Below are 19,372 nucleotides of genomic sequence, written 5' to 3' on the forward strand. Positions count from 1 at the left end.
TCAGGAAAAGTAGTTCAACAAAGTCGCAATTACCGTACGCTGATTGACGGGCGACAGGTTGTAGAACAGCGGCAGGCGCAGCAGGCGCTCGCTCTCTTTGGTGGTGTAGCGATCTTCACCGTGGAACTCACCAAAGTGTTCCCCCGCAGGGCAACCGTGCAGCGGAATGTAATGAAACACCGCCATGATTTCCGCTTCTTTCAGAAAGTTAATCAACGCGCTCCGGTCATCAATATCCCGCAGTTTAATGTAGAACATATGCGCGTTCTGCACGCAGCCATCGGGAATCGACGGCAGCTCGATACGCCCGGCTTTCGCCAGAGGCGCTAACGCATCGTAGTAGTTTTGCCACAGCGCCAGACGTTGCTGGTTGATACGATCCGCTGCTTCCAGTTGCGCCCACAGGTATGCAGCTTGCAGATCGGACATCAAATAGCTGGAGCCAATATCGCGCCAGGTATATTTATCGACCTGACCACGGAAGAACTGGCTGCGGTTAGTGCCCTTTTCACGGATGATCTCGGCTCGTTCGATTAACGCTTTATCGTTAATCAGCGTCGCGCCGCCTTCACCGCCCGCCGTGTAGTTTTTGGTTTCATGGAAGCTAAAGCAGCCAATATGACCAATGGTTCCCAGTGCACGCCCTTTGTAAGTGGACATCACGCCCTGAGCGGCATCTTCTACCACAAACAAATTATGCTTTTTCGCCAACGCCATAATGGTGTCCATTTCGCAGGCCACACCCGCGTAATGGACCGGCACGATAACGCGCGTTTTGTCGGTGATCGCCGCTTCAATCAGCGTTTCGTCGATGTTCATGGTGTCCGGGCGAACATCCACAAAAACGATTTTTGCGCCACGCAGCACAAAGGCATTGGCGGTGGAGACAAAGGTGTAGCTCGGCATGATCACTTCATCGCCAGGCTGGATATCGAGCAGCAGCGCCGCCATCTCCAGCGAAGCGGTGCAGGACGGCGTCAGTAACACTTTGGCGCTGCCAAAACGTTGCTCCAGCCACTGCTGGCAGCGACGGGTAAAACCGCCATCGCCACACAGTTTGCCGCTACCCATTGCCGACTGCATATAGTCGAGTTCGGTTCCCACCACCGGCGGTGCGTTAAATGGAATCATGTGATCACCTGTATAACCAGTACGCGGTGCTTTCTACATTCGCACCACTTTGTATGTATCGTTTAAGCGCGGCGGTGTTGCCCATTTGGGTCGCCACCCGCAAAGTTGTTTTACCGCGAGCATACGCCCAGTTTAGCGCCGTTTGCATCAGCTCAGCACCTGCACCGCGTCCAGCCAGCAGGCCAATTCGCGCATCTGTCGCATTGAGTTCCCGTAAAGAGACATAGCCGCGAATATCGCCGGACGCCGCACGTAAAATCAGACATTGATGATCAAAGGTGCCGCGCACGGCATTTTCAATCCACTGTGCATAAAAGCGACTGCTGGCGTCAGGCGCATACCACGGCGCACGAAAACGGCTTTGCGCAAATGCGGCGCTGGCTAACTGACGTAATGCGGGAATATCGGTCTCTTGTGCCACTACAGCACCGCTATCACTGGCATTGTTCACGGGTAGCGCCAAATCAACTTCACCTTCTACCAGGGAGAATCCCAGCTGTTGCAGGGCATCCAGTTCACCCGTATTTGATGCCGCAATTTTGGCCTGCACCCGTGACCACGGCGCTAACGCGTCTGGCGTCAGGAGCGGTGCTTCAGACGTAATGCGCACGATGGCGCTGTTAACACCAAAGAAGGCGTTTTCCCAGGTTAGTGGCTCAATACTGGCGCGGACGGGCACGAAGTAACTCCAGCAGATATTGGCCGTAGCCAGTTTTCGCTAATGAACTGGCAGCACGCTTCACACCCTCGTCATCGAGCCAGCCGTTACGCCAGGCAATCTCTTCCAGGCAGGCAATCTTAAAGCCCTGGCGTTTTTCCACCGTCTGTACAAAGGTGCTGGCTTCAATCAGGCTGTCGTGAGTGCCGGTATCCAGCCAGGCAAATCCGCGCCCGAGCAGTTCAACGGTCAGGTTGCCCGCCTCGAGGTACATCTGGTTGATGGAGGTAATCTCCAGTTCACCACGCTCCGACGGCTTCACCTGCTTTGCGTACTCCACGACTTTACTGTCGTAGAAATAAAGCCCGGTCACCGCCCAGTTTGACTTCGGCTGTTTTGGCTTTTCTTCCAGCGAGATAGCGCGGAAATTGTCGTCAAACTCCACCACGCCAAAGCGTTCCGGGTCCATCACCTGATAGCCAAAAACCGTCGCCCCTTCGGTGCGCGCCGCAACATGACGCAGCTTCGGACTGAAGCCCTGACCGAAGAAGATGTTATCGCCCAGCACCAGACAAGAAGGTTCACCATTAAGGAAGGTTTCACCGATGATAAAGGCCTGCGCCAGACCGTCCGGGCTGGGCTGTTCGGCATATTCCAGCTGGATACCGAACTCACTACCATCGCCCAGCAGGCGCTGGAAATAACCTTTATCTTCCGGCGTAGTGATGATGAGAATTTCGCGGATACCGGCCAGCATCAGCACCGACAGCGGATAGTAAATCATTGGCTTATCGTAAATCGGCAACAGTTGCTTCGATACGCCGCGCGTAATCGGATGCAATCGGGTGCCGGAACCGCCCGCCAGGATAATACCTTTCATGTTTGCCTCCGCTGAAAATTAGCCTTTCAGACCTAAACGCTCGCCCTGATAGCTGCCGTCCTGCACCTGCTTCCACCAGCTTTCATTAGCCAGATACCACTGCACCGTTTTACGCATTCCACTTTCAAAGGTTTCCTGCGGCAGCCAGCCAAGTTCACGGGCAATTTTCGAAGCATCAATGGCATAACGCAGATCATGCCCCGGACGGTCAGCGACAAAGGTGATCAAGTCACTATAGTGCACCACGCCGTGCGGCTTGTTCGGAGCCAGTTCTTCCAGCAGCTCGCAAATGGTTTCCACAACATCGAGATTCTTACGCTCGTTGTGACCACCAATATTATAGGTTTCACCGACTTTCCCGGTGGTCGCCACGCAATACAGCGCGCGGGCGTGATCTTCCACATACAGCCAGTCACGGATTTGCTGCCCGTTGCCATATACCGGCAGCGATTTACCCGCCAGCGCGTTGAGGATCATCAGCGGGATCAGTTTTTCCGGAAAGTGGTAAGGGCCGTAGTTATTCGAGCAGTTGGTGATAAGCGTCGGCAGACCATAGGTCCGCAGCCAGGCGCGCACCAGATGGTCGCTGCTGGCTTTTGACGCGGAATAAGGGCTGCTCGGCGCATACGGCGTGGTTTCGGTGAAGAAATCATCCGTCGAGTGCAGGTCACCATATACTTCGTCAGTGGAGATATGATGAAAACGGAACGCCGATTTTTTATCTTCCGTCAGCGCATTCCAGTAAGCCCGCGCCGCTTCAAGCAATGTATAAGTCCCGACAATGTTGGTTTCAATAAACGCTGCCGGGCCGTCAATAGAACGGTCAACATGGCTTTCGGCTGCCAGATGCATGACACAGTCTGGCTGATGCTCAGTGAATACGCGTGCCAGTTCTGCCCGATCGCAGATATCAACTTTCTCAAAGGCAAAGCGCTCGCTTTGCGCGACCGGTGCCAGCGACATCAGGTTTCCGGCGTAGGTCAGCTTATCGACCACTACCACCGCGTCGCTCGTTTCGTTGATGATATAACGCACCAGCGCCGAGCCAATAAACCCGGCACCACCTGTTATCAGAATTTTTCTCATCAGCGCCAGACTCCTTTGGCATCGACGACATACTGCTGATGGACATTGTCGCCATTGATAACTTTGAACTGACTATGATCGACCAGCATCACCAGCACGTCTGCCGTTGCCAGCGCCTCGTCAAGCTGCGCCAGAGTACAAAGCCCGGTCAGTTTTTTCGGCAACTGGTGGATGTTAGGCTCAACAACCAGAGTTTCGCCGCTATGCCACTGGGCGATCAGTTCAGCGATTTCCATCGCCGGGCTTTCGCGCAGGTCATCAATATTCGGTTTAAACGCCAGACCAAAGCAGGCGATTTTCAGTTCACTGGCGCGTTTATCGGTAGCCGCCAGGCAATCAGCCACCGCCGCTTTCACCTGATCGATAACCCAGAACGGTTTGTGATCGTTCACTTCGCGCGCGGTACGGATAAGCCGCGCCTGCTGGGGGTTCTGTGCCACGATAAACCACGGATCAACAGCAATGCAGTGACCGCCCACGCCAGGGCCAGGCTGAAGAATATTAACGCGAGGGTGACGATTCGCCAGGCGAATCAGTTCCCAGACGTTAATCCCCTGATCGGCACAAATCAGCGACAATTCATTAGCAAAAGCGATATTCACATCGCGGAAGCTGTTTTCGGTGAGCTTACACATTTCCGCCGTCCGCGAGTTAGTGACGACACACTCACCTTCGAGGAAAATTTTGTACAGTTCGCTGGCGCGGGCCGAACAAACCGGCGTCATACCACCAATCACGCGATCGTTTTTAATCAGCTCGACCATTACCTGTCCTGGTAACACGCGTTCCGGGCAGTAAGCAATGTTGACGTCCGCCTGCTCGCCCACCTGCTGCGGGAAAGTGAGATCCGGACGCATCTCTGCTAACCATTCTGCCATCTTCTCGGTTGACCCCACCGGCGAGGTGGATTCAAGGATCACCAGCGCGCCTTTTTTCAGCACTGGCGCAATGGAGCGAGCAGCCGATTCAACGTAGGTCATATCTGGCTCATGATCGCCCTTAAACGGCGTGGGTACAGCAATCAGCCAGGCATCCGCTTCAACTGGCGTCGTGCTCGCTCGTAAAAAACCGCCTTCTACGGCAGTTTTTACTACACTCGCCAAATCAGGTTCGACGATATGGATTTCGCCACGATTGATGGTATCAACCGCATGTTGGTTGATATCGACACCAATTACCTGTTTTTGCCGTGAGGCAAACGCTGCTGCCGTTGGCAGCCCGATATAACCCAGTCCGATAACAGAAATGGTCGCAAAACTCATAGTGATATCCGATTATTTTTTAACGCTTCCAGAATGCGAGAGCATGCCTGACCATCACCATACGGGTTATGGGCGCGGCTCATAGCTTGATATTCGTTTTCGTCTTTTAAAAGACGCGTCACTTCCTCGACAATTCGCTGCTTATCCGTGCCTACCAGACGCACCGTACCCGCCGTCACCGCTTCCGGACGCTCAGTGGTATCGCGCATCACCAGCACAGGTTTCCCCAGCGAAGGCGCTTCTTCCTGAATGCCGCCTGAGTCGGTCAAAATCAGCCAGGCGTGGTTCATCAGCCAGACAAACGGTAAATACTCCTGGGGATCGATCAGAATGACATTTTTCACATGCCCCAGAATGCGATTGACCGGCTCTCTGACGTTCGGGTTGAGATGCACCGGATAGACAATCTGGATGTCCTGGTGCGTGGTGGCGATGTCTGCCAGCGCGTGGCAGATTTCTTCAAAGCCACGACCGAAACTCTCACGCCTGTGACCGGTCACCAGAATCATCTTTTTATCGGGGTCGATAAACGGGTAATTTGCCGCCAGTTCTGAACGCAGCGTGTCGCTGCTCATCACCTGGTCACGCACCCATAACAGTGCATCAATGACTGTATTACCGGTAATGAAGATTCGGCTATCCGCAACGTTTTCACGCAGCAAGTTTTGCCGGGAAGTTTCGGTTGGAGAGAAGTGATACATCGCCAGATGCCCGGTCAATGTACGGTTAGCCTCTTCCGGCCACGGCGAATAGAGATCGCCCGTGCGCAGACCAGCCTCAACGTGACCAACAGGAATACGCTGATAAAACGCCGCCAGGCTGGTTGCCAGCGTCGTCGTCGTATCGCCGTGAACCAGCACGACGTCTGGTTTGAACTCGGCAAGAATAGGTTTTAGCCCTTCCAGAATCCGACAGGTTATCTCTGTCAGGCCCTGTCCTGGCTGCATTATGTTGAGATCGTAGTCAGGTACAATGGAAAAGAGTTTCAGCACCTGATCGAGCATCTCCCGATGCTGCGCAGTGACGCAAACTTTAGCCTCAAAAAAAGGATCTTTTGCCAACGCATGCACCAACGGCGCCATCTTGATGGCTTCCGGGCGCGTACCAAATACAGTCAGTACTTTCACATCGATTCTCTTCGAATAAGCGGCGAGCGCCTTTGCGCTCACCGCAGCAGTGTTGCTATTTCGAGCAACGGCGGGTTAATGCGACACCAGCCCCGATCAGCCCCCCGACAATGCCCCACATAATCATCAGGAAGGCACGACGTGGGCTATCGCGTTTTACCGGTTCTTCCGGCGTACGCAAATAGCGATAGGTCTGAAAACGCGGATCCAGGGTTGGACCAACATTCAGGGTGTTTAACATGGCCCGATTCTGATCATAGTCGAGATCAAAGGCCGGACCGACGGCCTGTAAATTTTCCAGTCGAGCCTGAAGCATTGGACGCCCAAGCAGGAACATTTCTGAATCAGGTAATTCCTCGGCAGGTACATCTGTCGCACTGCGCGAAATATTATGCTGCTCAGCAATTTTCAGCGCCTGCTCAATGCTGTTCATCCGGCGGTCGTAGATGGCTTTCGCCACCTCTTCCTGACGCTTCACCTGAGCTTTCATCTGGATGGTACGCGCCGCCCATGCGCCTTTCAGCTCATCATTCAGATGGCTGGCTGCACGCTGGCTGGCAAAAGCAACATACTGACGTAACAGGTTATTAGCGTCAGGCGCGGTTTCGGCAATAAGCTTCACGCTGTCATTGACCGCGCGGGTAAAGTCTCCGGGGATAAACTGGATGTTGTTAATCATTTCATCCAGCAACGCCGCATCGGCTTTGCTGTTGCCCACCATCCGCTGTTTGTAATAGTCGGTTTGCAGCCAGAACTCTCTGCGGGTATCCCACGAGGCCAGTTGCATAACAAACTCTTTATAGGCTTCGTCCATGACCGATGGTTGGTCGGCAGAAGCCATGTTTGAACGGACATCCAGGTTACGCAAAAATTGCTGCTGCGAGTAATATCCCCCCAGCATATTCACCGTTGGACGATCGGTAATCGCCGTCGAGCTCCACTCCTGACGAGCAAAAAACGTATACGCCAGCGCGATTAACGCAAACGCCAGCCCCATGCCAATAATCCATAGCTTCCCAGCCCACAAGGTACGAAACAACCCACGAATATCCAGTTCATTTTCAGCGTCTTCGGCCGGTTTCCCAGGCATTGGTTGTGTCATCACATCCTCATTTATTTGGTTAAATTGGGGCTGCCACCACGATTTCTACGCAGTCTGCGTTTTACGCGCTTAATAAAGCGAGCAACTTTCCAGGCACGCTTAATGCAATATCCATAGAGGAAGAATGCTAGCAAAAAGAGCACCAGCATGACCCACTCCGGGACAAAATGAGAATATTCTGCCAGCACACCAATGGAAGCGAGCAGTGCTGCGGCAAGGGTAATCAGCACAAACGCCTGACGGGAAGTAAACCCGGCACGCATGATCAAATGGTGAATATGCTGACGGTCAGGAGAGAATGGGCTCATGCCTTTACGCAGGCGACGGTACATAATCGCCACCATATCCATTAGCGGAATGGCGATTATCCACAAAGCGGTAACCGGGCTGATGGGATGGGTTTTGCCCTGGGTCGTTTCGAGCAGGATCCAGATCACGGTAAAACCAATCAGCGTACTGCCCGCATCACCCATAAAGACTTTGTAGCGGCGACCCAGGATACCAAGGTTAAGCATGATATATGGCAGGATGGCGGCGATCATCGCAAAGCACCAGATTGCGAGGCTGGTTTGCCCGTCGAACCACAAAATCATACCGATTGCTGCAAACGAGACGCAGGACAACCCGCCCAGCAAGCCATCAATGCCATCAACCATGTTGAACGCATTAATGGCCGCCCAGACGGCAAATAGCGTCAGGAAGTAACCAAACGGTCCGAGCACCATCTCCCAGGAGCCAAAGATATAACCCAGGCTACTGAGATAAAGCTTGCCGAACACCATCATAACAATGCCAACAGCGGCCTGTATGGTGGCACGGATTTTTACGCTGATATCAAAACGGTCATCCAGCGCGCCAATGAAAACAAGCACACCGGCACAAGCGAGATAGAGAGATGCATGCGGAATATAGTAATCGACAATTCCGAACGTGAAGCAAATCCCTGCGTAAACCGAAATCCCCCCAACGAGAGGTATCAATCCCTGGTGACGTTTGCGGAAGTTTGGTTTATCCACTAAACCGACTTTTTTTGCCACCTTACGGGCAAAAAACAGAAACAGTGTCGTGAATAAAAAAATACTGATGAGATCAGTACTCACTGTCAGTAAATTCACAATGCATGCTCTCAGAGAAAATTATTAGCAGAAGTATAACCACGAAGACCTTTATTCAGAAGGGAAAGTCCGTTCCGAACCCACCAGTCCTGTGCAAAAATTAACCATTTGATATGCAAATTGCATAACACGCCAGCAAATTCCAGGAATTTTCCTAACATCGCCAGCGCGGCATTAAGATTACAGATATAAAAGCAAAACGCCACGTAAACACGTGGCGTTTTTGGCATAAGACAAATTTATGAGCGTTTCATCATTTCGAAGAAATCGTCATTGGTCTTGGTCATGGCCAGTTTATTAATGAGGAATTCCATTGCATCGATTTCGCCCATCGGGTGAATGATTTTGCGCAGGATCCACATTTTCTGCAGTTCTTCCTGAGTCGTGAGCAGCTCTTCTTTACGGGTACCGGAACGGTTGTAGTCGATAGCCGGGAAGACGCGTTTTTCAGCGATCTTACGAGAGAGGTGCAGTTCCATGTTGCCTGTACCTTTAAACTCTTCGTAAATAACTTCGTCCATTTTAGAACCGGTATCGATAAGCGCCGTCGCGATAATGGTCAGGCTGCCGCCCTCTTCCACGTTACGCGCCGCACCGAAGAAGCGTTTCGGACGATGAAGGGCATTGGCGTCCACACCACCGGTCAACACTTTACCTGACGCCGGAACAACAGTGTTGTAAGCGCGCGCCAGACGAGTGATGGAGTCGAGCAGAATGATAACGTCTTTCTTGTGCTCAACCAGGCGTTTGGCCTTCTCGATCACCATTTCCGCAACCTGAACGTGGCGAGATGCGGGTTCGTCAAAGGTAGAAGCAACAACTTCACCTTTTACCAGACGCTGCATCTCGGTTACTTCTTCCGGACGTTCGTCGATCAGCAGAACCATCAGCACACAATCCGGGTGGTTGTAAGCAATGCTCTGAGCAATGTTCTGCAGCAGCATAGTTTTACCGGCTTTCGGCGGTGCCACAATCAGACCACGCTGACCACGACCGATAGGTGATGCCAGATCCAGTACGCGAGCGGTTAAATCTTCCGTAGAACCGTTACCACGTTCCATACGCAGACGAGAGTTTGCGTGCAGCGGGGTTAAGTTCTCAAAGAGGATTTTGTTGCGGGCGTTTTCAGGTTTGTCGAAGTTAACTTCGTTAACTTTCAGCAGCGCAAAATAGCGTTCACCTTCTTTCGGCGGGCGAATCTTACCAGAGATGGTATCACCAGTGCGGAGGTTGAAACGGCGGATTTGGCTAGGGGAAACGTAGATGTCATCAGGACCGGCGAGGTAGGAGCTGTCTGCGGAACGGAGGAAACCAAATCCATCCTGCAATATCTCCAGTACGCCATCACCAAAGATATCTTCGCCACTCTTTGCGTGCTGCTTCAGGATGGCAAAAATAATGTCCTGCTTACGCATACGAGCCAGGTTTTCCAGCCCCATATTTTCGCCGAGAGTGATCAGCTCAGAAACCGGCGTATTCTTTAATTCGGTAAGATTCATAGTGGTGTGAGTTCTTAAACTTGGGGTAAATCTCGAACTTAATGTTGTGAATGCTATGGCAGGATCATCCATGCCTGTTTACGGTCATCGACTCATGTCTTTTCGCTGCCTGGTCACAGGAGAGTACGCAGAACTGAAACGACAAGACGGATTGAGTGACGAGCCAGAAATCTGTTCACTTCGCATTTAAGATAAAACGGGAAGCGTTGGAAATTACAAGATTCAAACTTAATAAGGTATGTTTAATACGAAGTCAACACTAAGTTAGCATGACTCACGCCGGGCGTCCAGTTTTTAGCGACGGGGCACCCGAACATGAAATTCCCTTACGCCAGGTTAGCGTCGAGGAACTCTTTCAACTGACCTTTAGACAGTGCACCCACTTTGGTTGCCGCCACTTCACCGTTTTTGAACAGCAGCAGAGTCGGGATACCACGGATGCCATATTTCGGCGCAGTGCCAGGGTTTTGATCGATGTTCAGTTTTGCAACGGTCAGTTTGCCCTGATATTCGTCAGCGATTTCATCCAGAATCGGGGCGATCATTTTGCACGGACCGCACCACTCTGCCCAGAAATCGACGAGGATCGCCCCGTCCGCTTTGAGTACATCCGTGTCAAAACTGTCGTCAGTCAGGTGAATAATTTTATCGCTCATATATAACTCCACAGGAATAAGCCTGGCGTGTTGGTTTCGTTGTTGGTGTAACATTAACCAACTAAAGGTTGACTTTATTTCACCGGATACGCTTTCGTAAAGCAATAGTAAGCTGATATTCTACCACACTATGAGCAAAACACATTTAACAGAACAGAAGTTTTCCGACTTCGCCCTGCATCCGAAGGTTGTAGAAGCCCTTGAAAAAAAAGGGTTTCATAACTGTACGCCCATTCAGGCACTGGCCCTTCCGCTGACGCTGGCGGGTCGTGACGTAGCCGGGCAGGCGCAAACCGGTACCGGGAAAACGATGGCGTTTCTTACGTCAACGTTTCATTATCTTCTCTCTCATCCTGCGATTGCCGATCGCAAGGTGAATCAACCGCGTGCCTTAATTATGGCACCGACGCGTGAACTTGCCGTGCAGATCCATGCCGACGCAGAACCGCTGGCGGAAGCTACTGGCCTGAAGCTGGGTCTGGCTTACGGTGGTGATGGCTACGACAAACAGCTGAAAGTGCTGGAAAGCGGCGTTGACATTCTGATTGGCACCACGGGTCGTTTAATTGACTATGCCAAGCAGAACCATATTAACCTCGGTGCCATTCAGGTAGTGGTACTGGACGAAGCCGATCGCATGTACGATCTGGGCTTTATTAAAGATATCCGCTGGCTGTTCCGCCGTATGCCGCCTGCAAACCAGCGCCTCAACATGCTGTTCTCCGCCACGCTTTCGTACCGGGTACGTGAACTGGCGTTCGAGCAGATGAACAATGCCGAATATATTGAAGTGGAACCGGAACAGAAAACGGGCCACCGTATTAAAGAAGAGCTTTTCTACCCTTCTAACGAAGAAAAAATGCGTTTGCTGCAAACGCTGATCGAAGAAGAGTGGCCAGACAGAGCGATTATTTTCGCCAATACCAAACACCGTTGTGAAGAGATCTGGGGCCACCTGGCGGCAGATGGTCATCGTGTCGGTTTGTTGACAGGCGATGTCGCGCAGAAAAAACGTCTGCGTATTCTTGATGAATTTACCCGTGGCGATCTGGATATTCTGGTTGCCACCGACGTTGCCGCGCGTGGTTTGCATATTCCGGCAGTGACGCACGTCTTTAACTACGATTTACCCGATGACTGTGAAGATTACGTTCACCGTATTGGTCGTACAGGTCGCGCAGGCGCAAGCGGTCACTCTATCAGCCTGGCGTGTGAAGAGTATGCATTGAATTTGCCTGCTATTGAAACCTATATTGGTCACTCAATTCCGGTAAGCAAATACAATCCGGACGCATTGATGACCGATCTGCCAAAACCGCTGCGCCTCACGCGCCCGCGTACAGGCAATGGTCCGCGTCGTACTGGCGCTCCGCGTAATCGTCGTCGTTCAGGTTAAATAAAATGTCATACTCAAAATCATTCAAACTGTATCAAGATGGCAAGAGAATGAATCCCGATGAGCTTAATGTAGTAAGTGATTCAGGTGAAAGAATGCAGCCAACACAGAGACAGATTGAAGGATGAAGAGTATGGGTTCCACCTCGTCGCTGTATGCAGCCATTGATCTCGGTTCGAATAGTTTTCATATGCTGGTTGTGCGCGAGGTGGCTGGAAGCATCCAGACGCTGACGCGAATTAAACGCAAAGTGCGTCTGGCTGCTGGCCTGAATAGCGAAAATGCCCTCTCTAATGAAGCAATGGAGCGCGGTTGGCAATGTCTGCGCCTGTTTGCTGAACGTCTGCAAGATATCCCTCCCTCGCAAATTCGCGTTGTCGCTACGGCGACATTACGACTTGCCGTCAATGCGGGTGATTTTATTGCCAAAGCGCAGGAAATCCTCGGTTGTCCGGTACAGGTGATCAGCGGTGAAGAGGAAGCGCGTCTGATTTATCAGGGCGTTGCTCACACCACTGGTGGTGCCGATCAGCGCCTGGTGGTGGATATAGGCGGTGCCAGCACTGAACTGGTAACCGGCACGGGTGCACAAACCACCTCGTTGTTCAGCCTGTCGATGGGCTGCGTCACCTGGCTGGAACGCTATTTTGCCGATCGTAATCTGGGGCAGGAAAATTTTGATGCTGCAGAAAAAGCGGCACGCGAAGTGTTACGTCCGGTTGCCGATGAATTACGGTATCACGGCTGGAAAGTGTGCGTTGGCGCTTCCGGCACCGTGCAGGCGTTACAGGAAATCATGATGGCACAGGGGATGGATGAACGCATTACCCTGGAAAAGTTGCAGCAACTGAAACAGCGCGCCATTCATTGCGGTCGGCTGGAAGAGCTGGAGATTGACGGGCTGACGCTGGAACGTGCGTTAGTGTTCCCGAGTGGTCTGGCGATCCTGATCGCCATTTTTACCGAACTGAATATTCAGTGTATGACCCTGGCTGGCGGTGCGCTGCGTGAAGGTCTGGTCTACGGTATGTTGCATCTTACCGTCGAGCAGGATATTCGCAGCCGTACGCTGCGTAATATTCAGCGCCGCTTTATGATCGATATTGATCAGGCACAGCGCGTAGCCAAAGTTGCGGCTAACTTCTTCGATCAGGTGGAAAACGAATGGCATCTCGAAGCAATAAGCCGCGATTTGCTCATCAGCGCCTGTCAGCTTCATGAAATCGGCCTGAGCGTTGACTTTAAACAAGCGCCGCAACACGCTGCTTATCTGGTGCGTAATCTGGATCTTCCCGGTTTTACCCCCGCACAGAAGAAACTGCTGGCGACGCTACTGCTCAACCAGACTAATCCGGTCGATCTCTCATCGCTGCATCAGCAAAATGCCGTACCGCCGCGCGTCGCAGAACAACTCTGCCGTTTACTACGCCTGGCCATCATTTTTGCCAGCCGTCGCCGTGACGATCTCGTGCCAGAGATGACATTACAGGCTAACCATGAACTGTTGACCTTGACGCTTCCGCAAGGTTGGCTAACCCAACATCCGCTGGGTAAAGAGATTATTGCTCAGGAAAGCCAGTGGCAGAGCTATGTCCACTGGCCGCTAGAAGTGCATTAATGAGTAAGTGCCGGATGCGATGCTGACGCATCTTCTCCGGCCTTGATTATTTCCCTCGTTTTGCCGCCATCATCGCTTTCAGATTCGCCAGATGGCTTTGCCCTTTCTGCATCCGTTCTTCGGCACTGACCACTTTGCGCTCCTGTTCCCAAATCAGATCATCCTGCGGCAGCTCCAGCAGGAAGCGGCTCGGCTCCGGGCGCACCAGTTCGCCGTACTGACGGCGTTCTTTACACAGCGTAAAGGTCAATTCCTTCTGGGCGCGGGTAATGCCGACATAGGCCAGCCGCCGCTCCTCATCGATATTATCTTCATCGATACTGCTCTGGTGCGGCAAAAACCCTTCTTCCATACCGACCATGTAGACATAAGGAAACTCCAGCCCTTTTGACGCGTGGAGAGTCATCAGTTGCACCTGATCCAGCTCTTCTTCACTCTCACCACGCTCCATCATGTCGCGTAAAGTAAAGCGCGTCACCACCTGGGTGAGCGTCATCGGCTCATCCAGTTCGCTGCCTTCGAGCATCTCCGTCATCCAGCTAAACAGTTGGTTGACGTTCTTCATGCGCATTTCGGCAGCTTTCGGGCTGGGCGATGTTTCGTACAGCCAGGATTCATAATCCATGCCATGGATCAGATCACGCACCGCAGCAATCGGCTCCCGCTCCGCCAGGCGCTGGATTTCTGCCAACCAGTGAGTGAAGCGGGTCAATGCTTCATAACCACGTCCGCTAAGCGTCTGACTCAGGCCCATATCAAAGCTGGCGGTAAACATGCTTTTATTGCGCGTCATCGCCCACTCACCCAGCTTTTTCAGCGTCGCCGGGCCAATCTCTCGCTTCGGCGTGTTAACGATACGCAGAAATGCGCTGTCATCATCCGGGTTAGTCAGCACGCGCAGATAAGCCAGCAAGTCCTTGATTTCAGGACGAGAGAAAAACGACGTACCACCAGAAATTTTGTACGGGATGCGGTTTTGCATCAGGAATTTTTCAAACACCCGCGACTGATGGTTACCGCGATAAAGAATGGCGTAATCTTTGTACTGCGTTTTATTGACGAAGTGATGGGCGATAAGCTCGCCAGTAACGCGCTCGGCTTCATGTTCCTCGTTATTCGCGCTTAAAACTTTTAGCTCTGTGCCGTAACCCAGTTCGGAGAACAGACGCTTTTCAAAGACGTGCGGATTATTGGCGATCAGGATGTTCGCCGCTTTCAAAATACGTCCGGAAGAGCGGTAGTTCTGCTCAAGCTTAATCACCTTCAGCGCCGGAAAATCCTGACTCAGCAGCACCAGGTTTTGCGGACGTGCACCGCGCCAGGAGTAGATCGACTGGTCATCGTCACCCACCACGGTAAAGCGCGCGCGGCTGCCCACCAGCAGTTTCACTAGTTCATACTGGCTGGTGTTGGTGTCCTGATATTCGTCCACCAGCAGGTAGCGAATTTTGTTCTGCCAGCGCTCGCGGACTTCTTCATTGCGTTGCAGCAGCAACGTCGGCAATAAAATCAGATCATCGAAGTCGAGAACGTTACAGGCTTTCAGGTGTGCATCATACAGCCCATAACAATGGGCAAAAATACGGTCCCGCTCGCCAATCGCACTTGCTGCCGCCTGGGACGGTGTTTTGAGATCATTCTTCCAGTTAGAGATGGTCGAAATCAGTTGTTGCAGGAGAACTTTGTCATCTTCAATCAGCCCCTCGGTCAACTCTTTAAGCAAAGCAAGCTGATCGGTATCGTCAAACAACGAGAAGTTCGCTTTCATCCCAAGCGCCGCATACTCGCGTTTGATGATATCCAGCCCCAACGTATGGAAAGTGGAGATCATCAGCCCACGCGCCTCTTTGCGCCCCAGCGTCTGCCCTACACGCTCTTTCATCTCGCGCGCTGCTTTATTAGTAAAGGTCACCGCCGCAATGTGCCGCGCCTGATAACCGCAACCGCGGATCAGATGGGCGATTTTATTGGTGATAACACGAGTTTTACCGGAACCCGCGCCCGCCAGCACCAGGCAGGGGCCGGTAACGAATTCGACAGCTTGTTGTTGGCCGGGGTTTAGACGCATAGGTGTATTGCTCAATCTTCGAACGGGGGGAGGATTGTAGCAGAATCGCATTTGAATGTGACCGCGTGTAAGCCGCTAACCGGTTGGCTGCGGATGTTTAAATCAGAGAGAGAAGACCGAAATCGGAGTTCATCGTGAATCCATTAGACTTAGAAAATATCGGGTCGTAACGTTGTGTTATTACTTTTTCAGAGTTTACTAAGGAGAGGTTTACTCGTGGCGATTAATTTCAGCCCTAAGGTTGGTGAAATACTGGAATGCAACTTTGGTAACTATCCTGTTAGCCAAAATGGACCGTTCAGCACGACGTATTACGATGGCCGCATTCCTCCTGAAATGATAAAAAACAGGTTAGTTGTCGTGCTCAACGGAAAAATTAATGGCAACGCATGCATCGTCGTTCCATTATCAACCACTCGCGACCAGACAAGTTAAAACGTGGAATGCATGTTGAAATAGCCAGTAATGTTATCAATGACCTGCAATTCTTTGATCAGCAGATTCGTTGGGCCAAAGCCGACCTGGTACAACAAGTCAGTCGAAACAGATTAAACAGAGCAAGGACTTACAGAGGGTATCTTAATCAATGTTTGCCACATGAGTTGGTTGCAGACATACAGAGGGCGGTCATCAAGTCAATCAATGCCATATCGCTCATAAATTGACAATAAAATAACCATCCCCGATAATGACTTTGTAGCCCATAGAGGCCCTAAGTTTTCTCCCCTTGAGGGACCTGCGAAGCCCGGATTTTCCGGGCTTTTGCCATATATGTACCAGCCACTCCCTGACTGACAATTACGTTAGCATCTGCGGATCATGCTAAAATCGCCGCCTGACAATTATTCACTCAAGGCACGATCATGGCAAAAACAGCAGCAGCACTGCATATCCTTGTAAAAGAAGAGAAACTGGCTCTGGATCTTCTCGAGCAGATTAAGAACGGGGCCGATTTCGGCAAGCTGGCGAAGAAACACTCCATTTGCCCATCAGGCAAACGCGGCGGTGATTTAGGTGAATTCCGCCAGGGTCAGATGGTTCCGGCGTTCGATAAAGTGGTTTTCTCTTGTCCGGTACTGGAGCCGACCGGCCCGCTGCACACCCAGTTCGGATATCACATCATTAAGGTGCTGTACCGCAACTAATAGCAAGGCCTTCTCCAGGAGAAGGCCTTGAGTGTTTTCTCCCTCTCCCTGTGGGAGAGGGTCGGGGTGAGGGCATCAGCGCGCACTTAACCCGCAACAGCAATACGTTTCATATCTGTCATATAGCCGCGCAGTTTCTTACCTACCTGCTCAATCGCATGGCTGCGAATCGCTTCGTTCACATCACGCAGTTGCCCGTTATCTACCGCGCCTTCCGGAATAGCTTTACCCAGGTCGCCCGGTTGCAGCTCTGCCATAAACGGTTTCAGCAACGGCACACAAGCGTAAGAGAACAGATAGTTACCGTACTCAGCGGTATCAGAGATAACCACGTTCATTTCGTACAGACGCTTACGGGCGATGGTGTTGGCAATCAGCGGCAGCTCGTGCAGTGATTCATAATATGCAGACTCTTCAATGATGCCGGAATCGACCATGGTTTCGAACGCCAGTTCAACGCCCGCTTTCACCATCGCAATCATCAGTACGCCTTTATCGAAGTACTCCTGCTCGCCGATTTTGCCTTCATACTGCGGCGCGGTTTCAAACGCGGTTTTGCCGGTCTCTTCACGCCAGGTCAGCAGTTTCTTATCATCGTTGGCCCAGTCCGCCATCATACCGGAAGAGAATTCGCCGGAGATGATGTCGTCCATATGTTTCTGGAACAGGGGTGCCATGATCTCTTTCAGCTGTTCAGAAAGCGCATAAGCACGCAGTTTCGCCGGGTTAGAGAGACGGTCCATCATCAGGGTGATGCCGCCCTGTTTCAGTGCTTCGGTGATGGTTTCCCAACCGAACTGAATCAGTTTTTCTGCGTATGCCGGATCGGTGCCCTCTTCCACCAGCTTGTCGAAGCACAGCAGCGAGCCAGCCTGCAACATACCGCACAGGATGGTTTGCTCACCCATCAGGTCAGATTTCACTTCCGCAACGAAGGACGATTCCAGCACGCCCGCACGGTGACCACCGGTTGCTGCCGCCCATGCTTTAGCGATCGCCATACCTTCGCCTTTCGGATCGTTTTCCGGGTGAACGGCAATCAGCGTCGGTACGCCGAATCCACGTTTGTACTCTTCACGCACTTCGGTGCCAGGGCATTTCGGCGCAACCATGACTACGGTGATATCTTTACGGATCTGCTCGCCCACTTCGACGATGTTGAAACCGTGCGAGTAACCCAGCGCCGCGCCGTCTTTCATCAGTGGCTGTACGGTGCGCACTACATCAGAGTGCTGCTTGTCCGGCGTCAGGTTAACCACCAGATCCGCCTGCGGGATCAGTTCTTCGTAAGTACCAACTTTAAAACCGTTTTCGGTCGCTTTACGCCAGGACGCGCGCTTCTCGGCAATCGCTTCTTTACGCAGAGCGTAAGAAATATCCAGACCAGAATCACGCATGTTCAGGCCCTGGTTCAGACCCTGTGCGCCACAGCCGACGATGACTACTTTTTTACCCTGAAGGTAGCTCGCGCCATCGGCGAATTCATCGCGCCCCATAAAGCGACATTTGCCCAGCTGTGCCAGCTGCTGACGCAGATTCAGTGTATTGAAGTAGTTAGCCATGGTGATTCCTCGTGATGTTGTGCTTCTTATTGTTCGGTTCGCGTTTGCGAGATTGAATTCACTATATGACAGGAAATTTATTGCGGAAATTGATATATTCACAACGTCACATTGCAATTTTTGCAACGTCAACATCGAGGGCTGCGCCATTGGATTTACGCGATCTGAAAACCTTCCTGCATCTGGCGGAAAGCCGCCATTTTGGCCGCAGCGCGCGGGCGATGCACGTTAGCCCATCCACGCTCTCACGGCAGATTCAGCGCCTGGAAGAAGATCTTGGTCAGCCGCTATTTGTGCGCGATAACCGCACGGTAACGCTGACGGAAGCGGGCGAAGAGCTGCGCGTTTTCGCCCAGCAAACGCTGTTGCAGTATCAGCAATTGCGCCACACCATCGATCAGCAAGGGCCGTCGCTCTCTGGCGAATTACATATCTTCTGCTCGGTGACCGCTGCCTACAGCCATCTGCCGCCGATTCTGGATCGCTTCCGCGCGGAACACCCGTCGGTGGAGATCAAACTCACCACTGGTGATGCGGCAGATGCAATGGAAAAAGTGGTCACGGGAGAAGCGGATCTGGCGATTGCCGGGAAACCGGAGACGCTACCCGGCGCTGTGGCGTTTTCGATGCTGGAGAATCTGGCAGTAGTGCTGATTGCGCCCGCGCTGCCCTGCCCGGTGCGTAACCAGGTTTCGGCAGAGAAGCCGGACTGGTCTACAGTGCCGTTTATCATGGCCGATCAGGGACCGGTGCGTCGCCGCATTGAACTGTGGTTTCGACGCAATAAAATCAGCAACCCGATGATTTACGCCACGGTTGGCGGGCATGAAGCGATGGTATCGATGGTGGCGCTCGGCTGTGGTGTGGCGCTGTTGCCGGAAGTGGTGCTGGAAAACAGCCCGGAACCGGTGCGTAACCGCGTGATGATTTTAGAGCGCAGCGATGAGAAAACGCCGTTTGAGCTGGGCGTTTGTGCGCAGAAAAAGCGGCTACATGAGCCGCTGATTGAAGCATTCTGGAAGATTTTGCCGAACCACAAATGACGTTGTCGCGCGGGTAAGCCTGAT

Annotated in this window: 17 protein-coding genes and 1 pseudogene; 5 read left to right on the forward strand and 13 right to left on the reverse strand. The window is 52.3% G+C overall.

The annotated features are described in order from the left end of the window. From rffA to trxA, 11 genes are all read right to left on the reverse strand, one after another. Positions 1-1,131, reverse strand: coding sequence for a dTDP-4-amino-4,6-dideoxygalactose transaminase (gene rffA / locus K0778_RS11315; protein WP_000612043.1), 1,131 nt, complete (start codon positions 1,129-1,131; stop codon positions 1-3). A 4-nt stretch (positions 1,132-1,135) separates the two neighbouring features. Then, positions 1,136-1,810, reverse strand: a complete 675-nt coding sequence (gene rffC / locus K0778_RS11320; RefSeq protein WP_001145183.1) for a dTDP-4-amino-4,6-dideoxy-D-galactose acyltransferase — start codon at positions 1,808-1,810, stop codon at positions 1,136-1,138. Beyond that, positions 1,788-2,669, reverse strand: coding sequence for a glucose-1-phosphate thymidylyltransferase RfbA (rfbA, locus tag K0778_RS11325; protein ID WP_000676056.1), 882 nt, complete (start codon positions 2,667-2,669; stop codon positions 1,788-1,790). Before rfbA ends, rffC begins: the two co-directional genes overlap by 23 nt. A gap of 18 nt (positions 2,670-2,687) precedes the next feature. Then, positions 2,688-3,755 (reverse strand): dTDP-glucose 4,6-dehydratase, encoded by a 1,068-nt coding sequence (gene rffG / locus K0778_RS11330; protein ID WP_001226602.1) that lies wholly within the window; start codon positions 3,753-3,755, stop codon positions 2,688-2,690. Continuing rightward, positions 3,755-5,017 (reverse strand): UDP-N-acetyl-D-mannosamine dehydrogenase, encoded by a 1,263-nt coding sequence (gene wecC / locus K0778_RS11335; RefSeq protein WP_000006621.1) that lies wholly within the window; start codon positions 5,015-5,017, stop codon positions 3,755-3,757. Before wecC ends, rffG begins: the two co-directional genes overlap by 1 nt. Next, the gene (gene wecB / locus K0778_RS11340) at positions 5,014-6,144 is read right to left on the reverse strand and encodes a non-hydrolyzing UDP-N-acetylglucosamine 2-epimerase (RefSeq protein WP_000866670.1); all 1,131 of its coding nucleotides are present in this window, start codon (positions 6,142-6,144) and stop codon (positions 5,014-5,016) included. The genes wecC and wecB overlap by 4 nt, the downstream gene beginning before the upstream one ends. 55 nt (positions 6,145-6,199) lie before the next feature. Continuing rightward, positions 6,200-7,246 carry an ECA polysaccharide chain length modulation protein gene (gene wzzE, locus K0778_RS11345; RefSeq protein ID WP_001295256.1) on the reverse strand — a complete coding sequence of 349 codons (1,047 nt, stop codon included), beginning with the start codon at positions 7,244-7,246 and terminating at the stop codon, positions 6,200-6,202. Positions 7,247-7,257: 11 nt separating this feature from the next. Continuing rightward, positions 7,258-8,361 carry a UDP-N-acetylglucosamine--undecaprenyl-phosphate N-acetylglucosaminephosphotransferase gene (gene wecA, locus K0778_RS11350; RefSeq protein WP_001050960.1) on the reverse strand — a complete coding sequence of 368 codons (1,104 nt, stop codon included), beginning with the start codon at positions 8,359-8,361 and terminating at the stop codon, positions 7,258-7,260. A gap of 239 nt (positions 8,362-8,600) precedes the next feature. Then, a complete protein-coding gene (gene rho, locus K0778_RS11355; RefSeq protein ID WP_001054527.1) occupies positions 8,601-9,860 on the reverse strand; it encodes a transcription termination factor Rho in 1,260 nt (419 codons plus the stop codon). Between the two features lie 84 nt (positions 9,861-9,944). After that, complete coding sequence (gene rhoL / locus K0778_RS11360; RefSeq protein WP_001295255.1) at positions 9,945-10,046, reverse strand: rho operon leader peptide RhoL; 102 nt, start codon at positions 10,044-10,046, stop codon at positions 9,945-9,947. A gap of 140 nt (positions 10,047-10,186) precedes the next feature. Continuing rightward, the gene (gene trxA, locus K0778_RS11365; protein WP_001280776.1) at positions 10,187-10,516 is read right to left on the reverse strand and encodes a thioredoxin TrxA; all 330 of its coding nucleotides are present in this window, start codon (positions 10,514-10,516) and stop codon (positions 10,187-10,189) included. A gap of 130 nt (positions 10,517-10,646) precedes the next feature. On the opposite strand from trxA, the gene rhlB reads away from it, so the two are divergent. Together rhlB and gppA are read left to right on the forward strand one after the other, a co-directional pair. Continuing rightward, positions 10,647-11,912: an ATP-dependent RNA helicase RhlB gene (gene rhlB, locus K0778_RS11370; protein WP_000047499.1), complete on the forward strand. Its 1,266-nt coding sequence runs from the start codon at positions 10,647-10,649 to the stop codon at positions 11,910-11,912. A 133-nt stretch (positions 11,913-12,045) separates the two neighbouring features. Further along, positions 12,046-13,530: a guanosine-5'-triphosphate,3'-diphosphate diphosphatase gene (gene gppA, locus K0778_RS11375; protein ID WP_001401379.1), complete on the forward strand. Its 1,485-nt coding sequence runs from the start codon at positions 12,046-12,048 to the stop codon at positions 13,528-13,530. A 46-nt stretch (positions 13,531-13,576) separates the two neighbouring features. On the opposite strand, the gene rep is transcribed toward gppA, so the two are convergent. After that, positions 13,577-15,598: a DNA helicase Rep gene (gene rep / locus K0778_RS11380; RefSeq protein WP_001238890.1), complete on the reverse strand. Its 2,022-nt coding sequence runs from the start codon at positions 15,596-15,598 to the stop codon at positions 13,577-13,579. A 216-nt stretch (positions 15,599-15,814) separates the two neighbouring features. Here rep and K0778_RS11385 point away from each other — a divergent pair. Further along, positions 15,815-16,263 (forward strand): annotated as a pseudogene (locus K0778_RS11385) (type II toxin-antitoxin system PemK/MazF family toxin). A 198-nt stretch (positions 16,264-16,461) separates the two neighbouring features. Next, positions 16,462-16,743 carry a peptidylprolyl isomerase PpiC gene (gene ppiC / locus K0778_RS11390; RefSeq protein WP_001140251.1) on the forward strand — a complete coding sequence of 94 codons (282 nt, stop codon included), beginning with the start codon at positions 16,462-16,464 and terminating at the stop codon, positions 16,741-16,743. A gap of 86 nt (positions 16,744-16,829) precedes the next feature. Here ppiC and ilvC read toward each other — a convergent pair whose 3' ends face one another. After that, entirely contained in the window at positions 16,830-18,305 is a 1,476-nt protein-coding gene (gene ilvC / locus K0778_RS11395) for a ketol-acid reductoisomerase (protein WP_001491404.1), read from the reverse strand. 149 nt (positions 18,306-18,454) lie between these two features. Between ilvC and ilvY the strand changes: the two genes are divergently transcribed. After that, a complete protein-coding gene (gene ilvY, locus K0778_RS11400; RefSeq protein WP_000365774.1) occupies positions 18,455-19,348 on the forward strand; it encodes an HTH-type transcriptional activator IlvY in 894 nt (297 codons plus the stop codon). Positions 19,349-19,372: the final 24 nt, after the last annotated feature.

It is taken from the genome of Escherichia sp. XD33 (assembly GCF_019375075.1).
Lineage (GTDB): Bacteria > Pseudomonadota > Gammaproteobacteria > Enterobacterales > Enterobacteriaceae > Enterobacter > Enterobacter flexneri_A.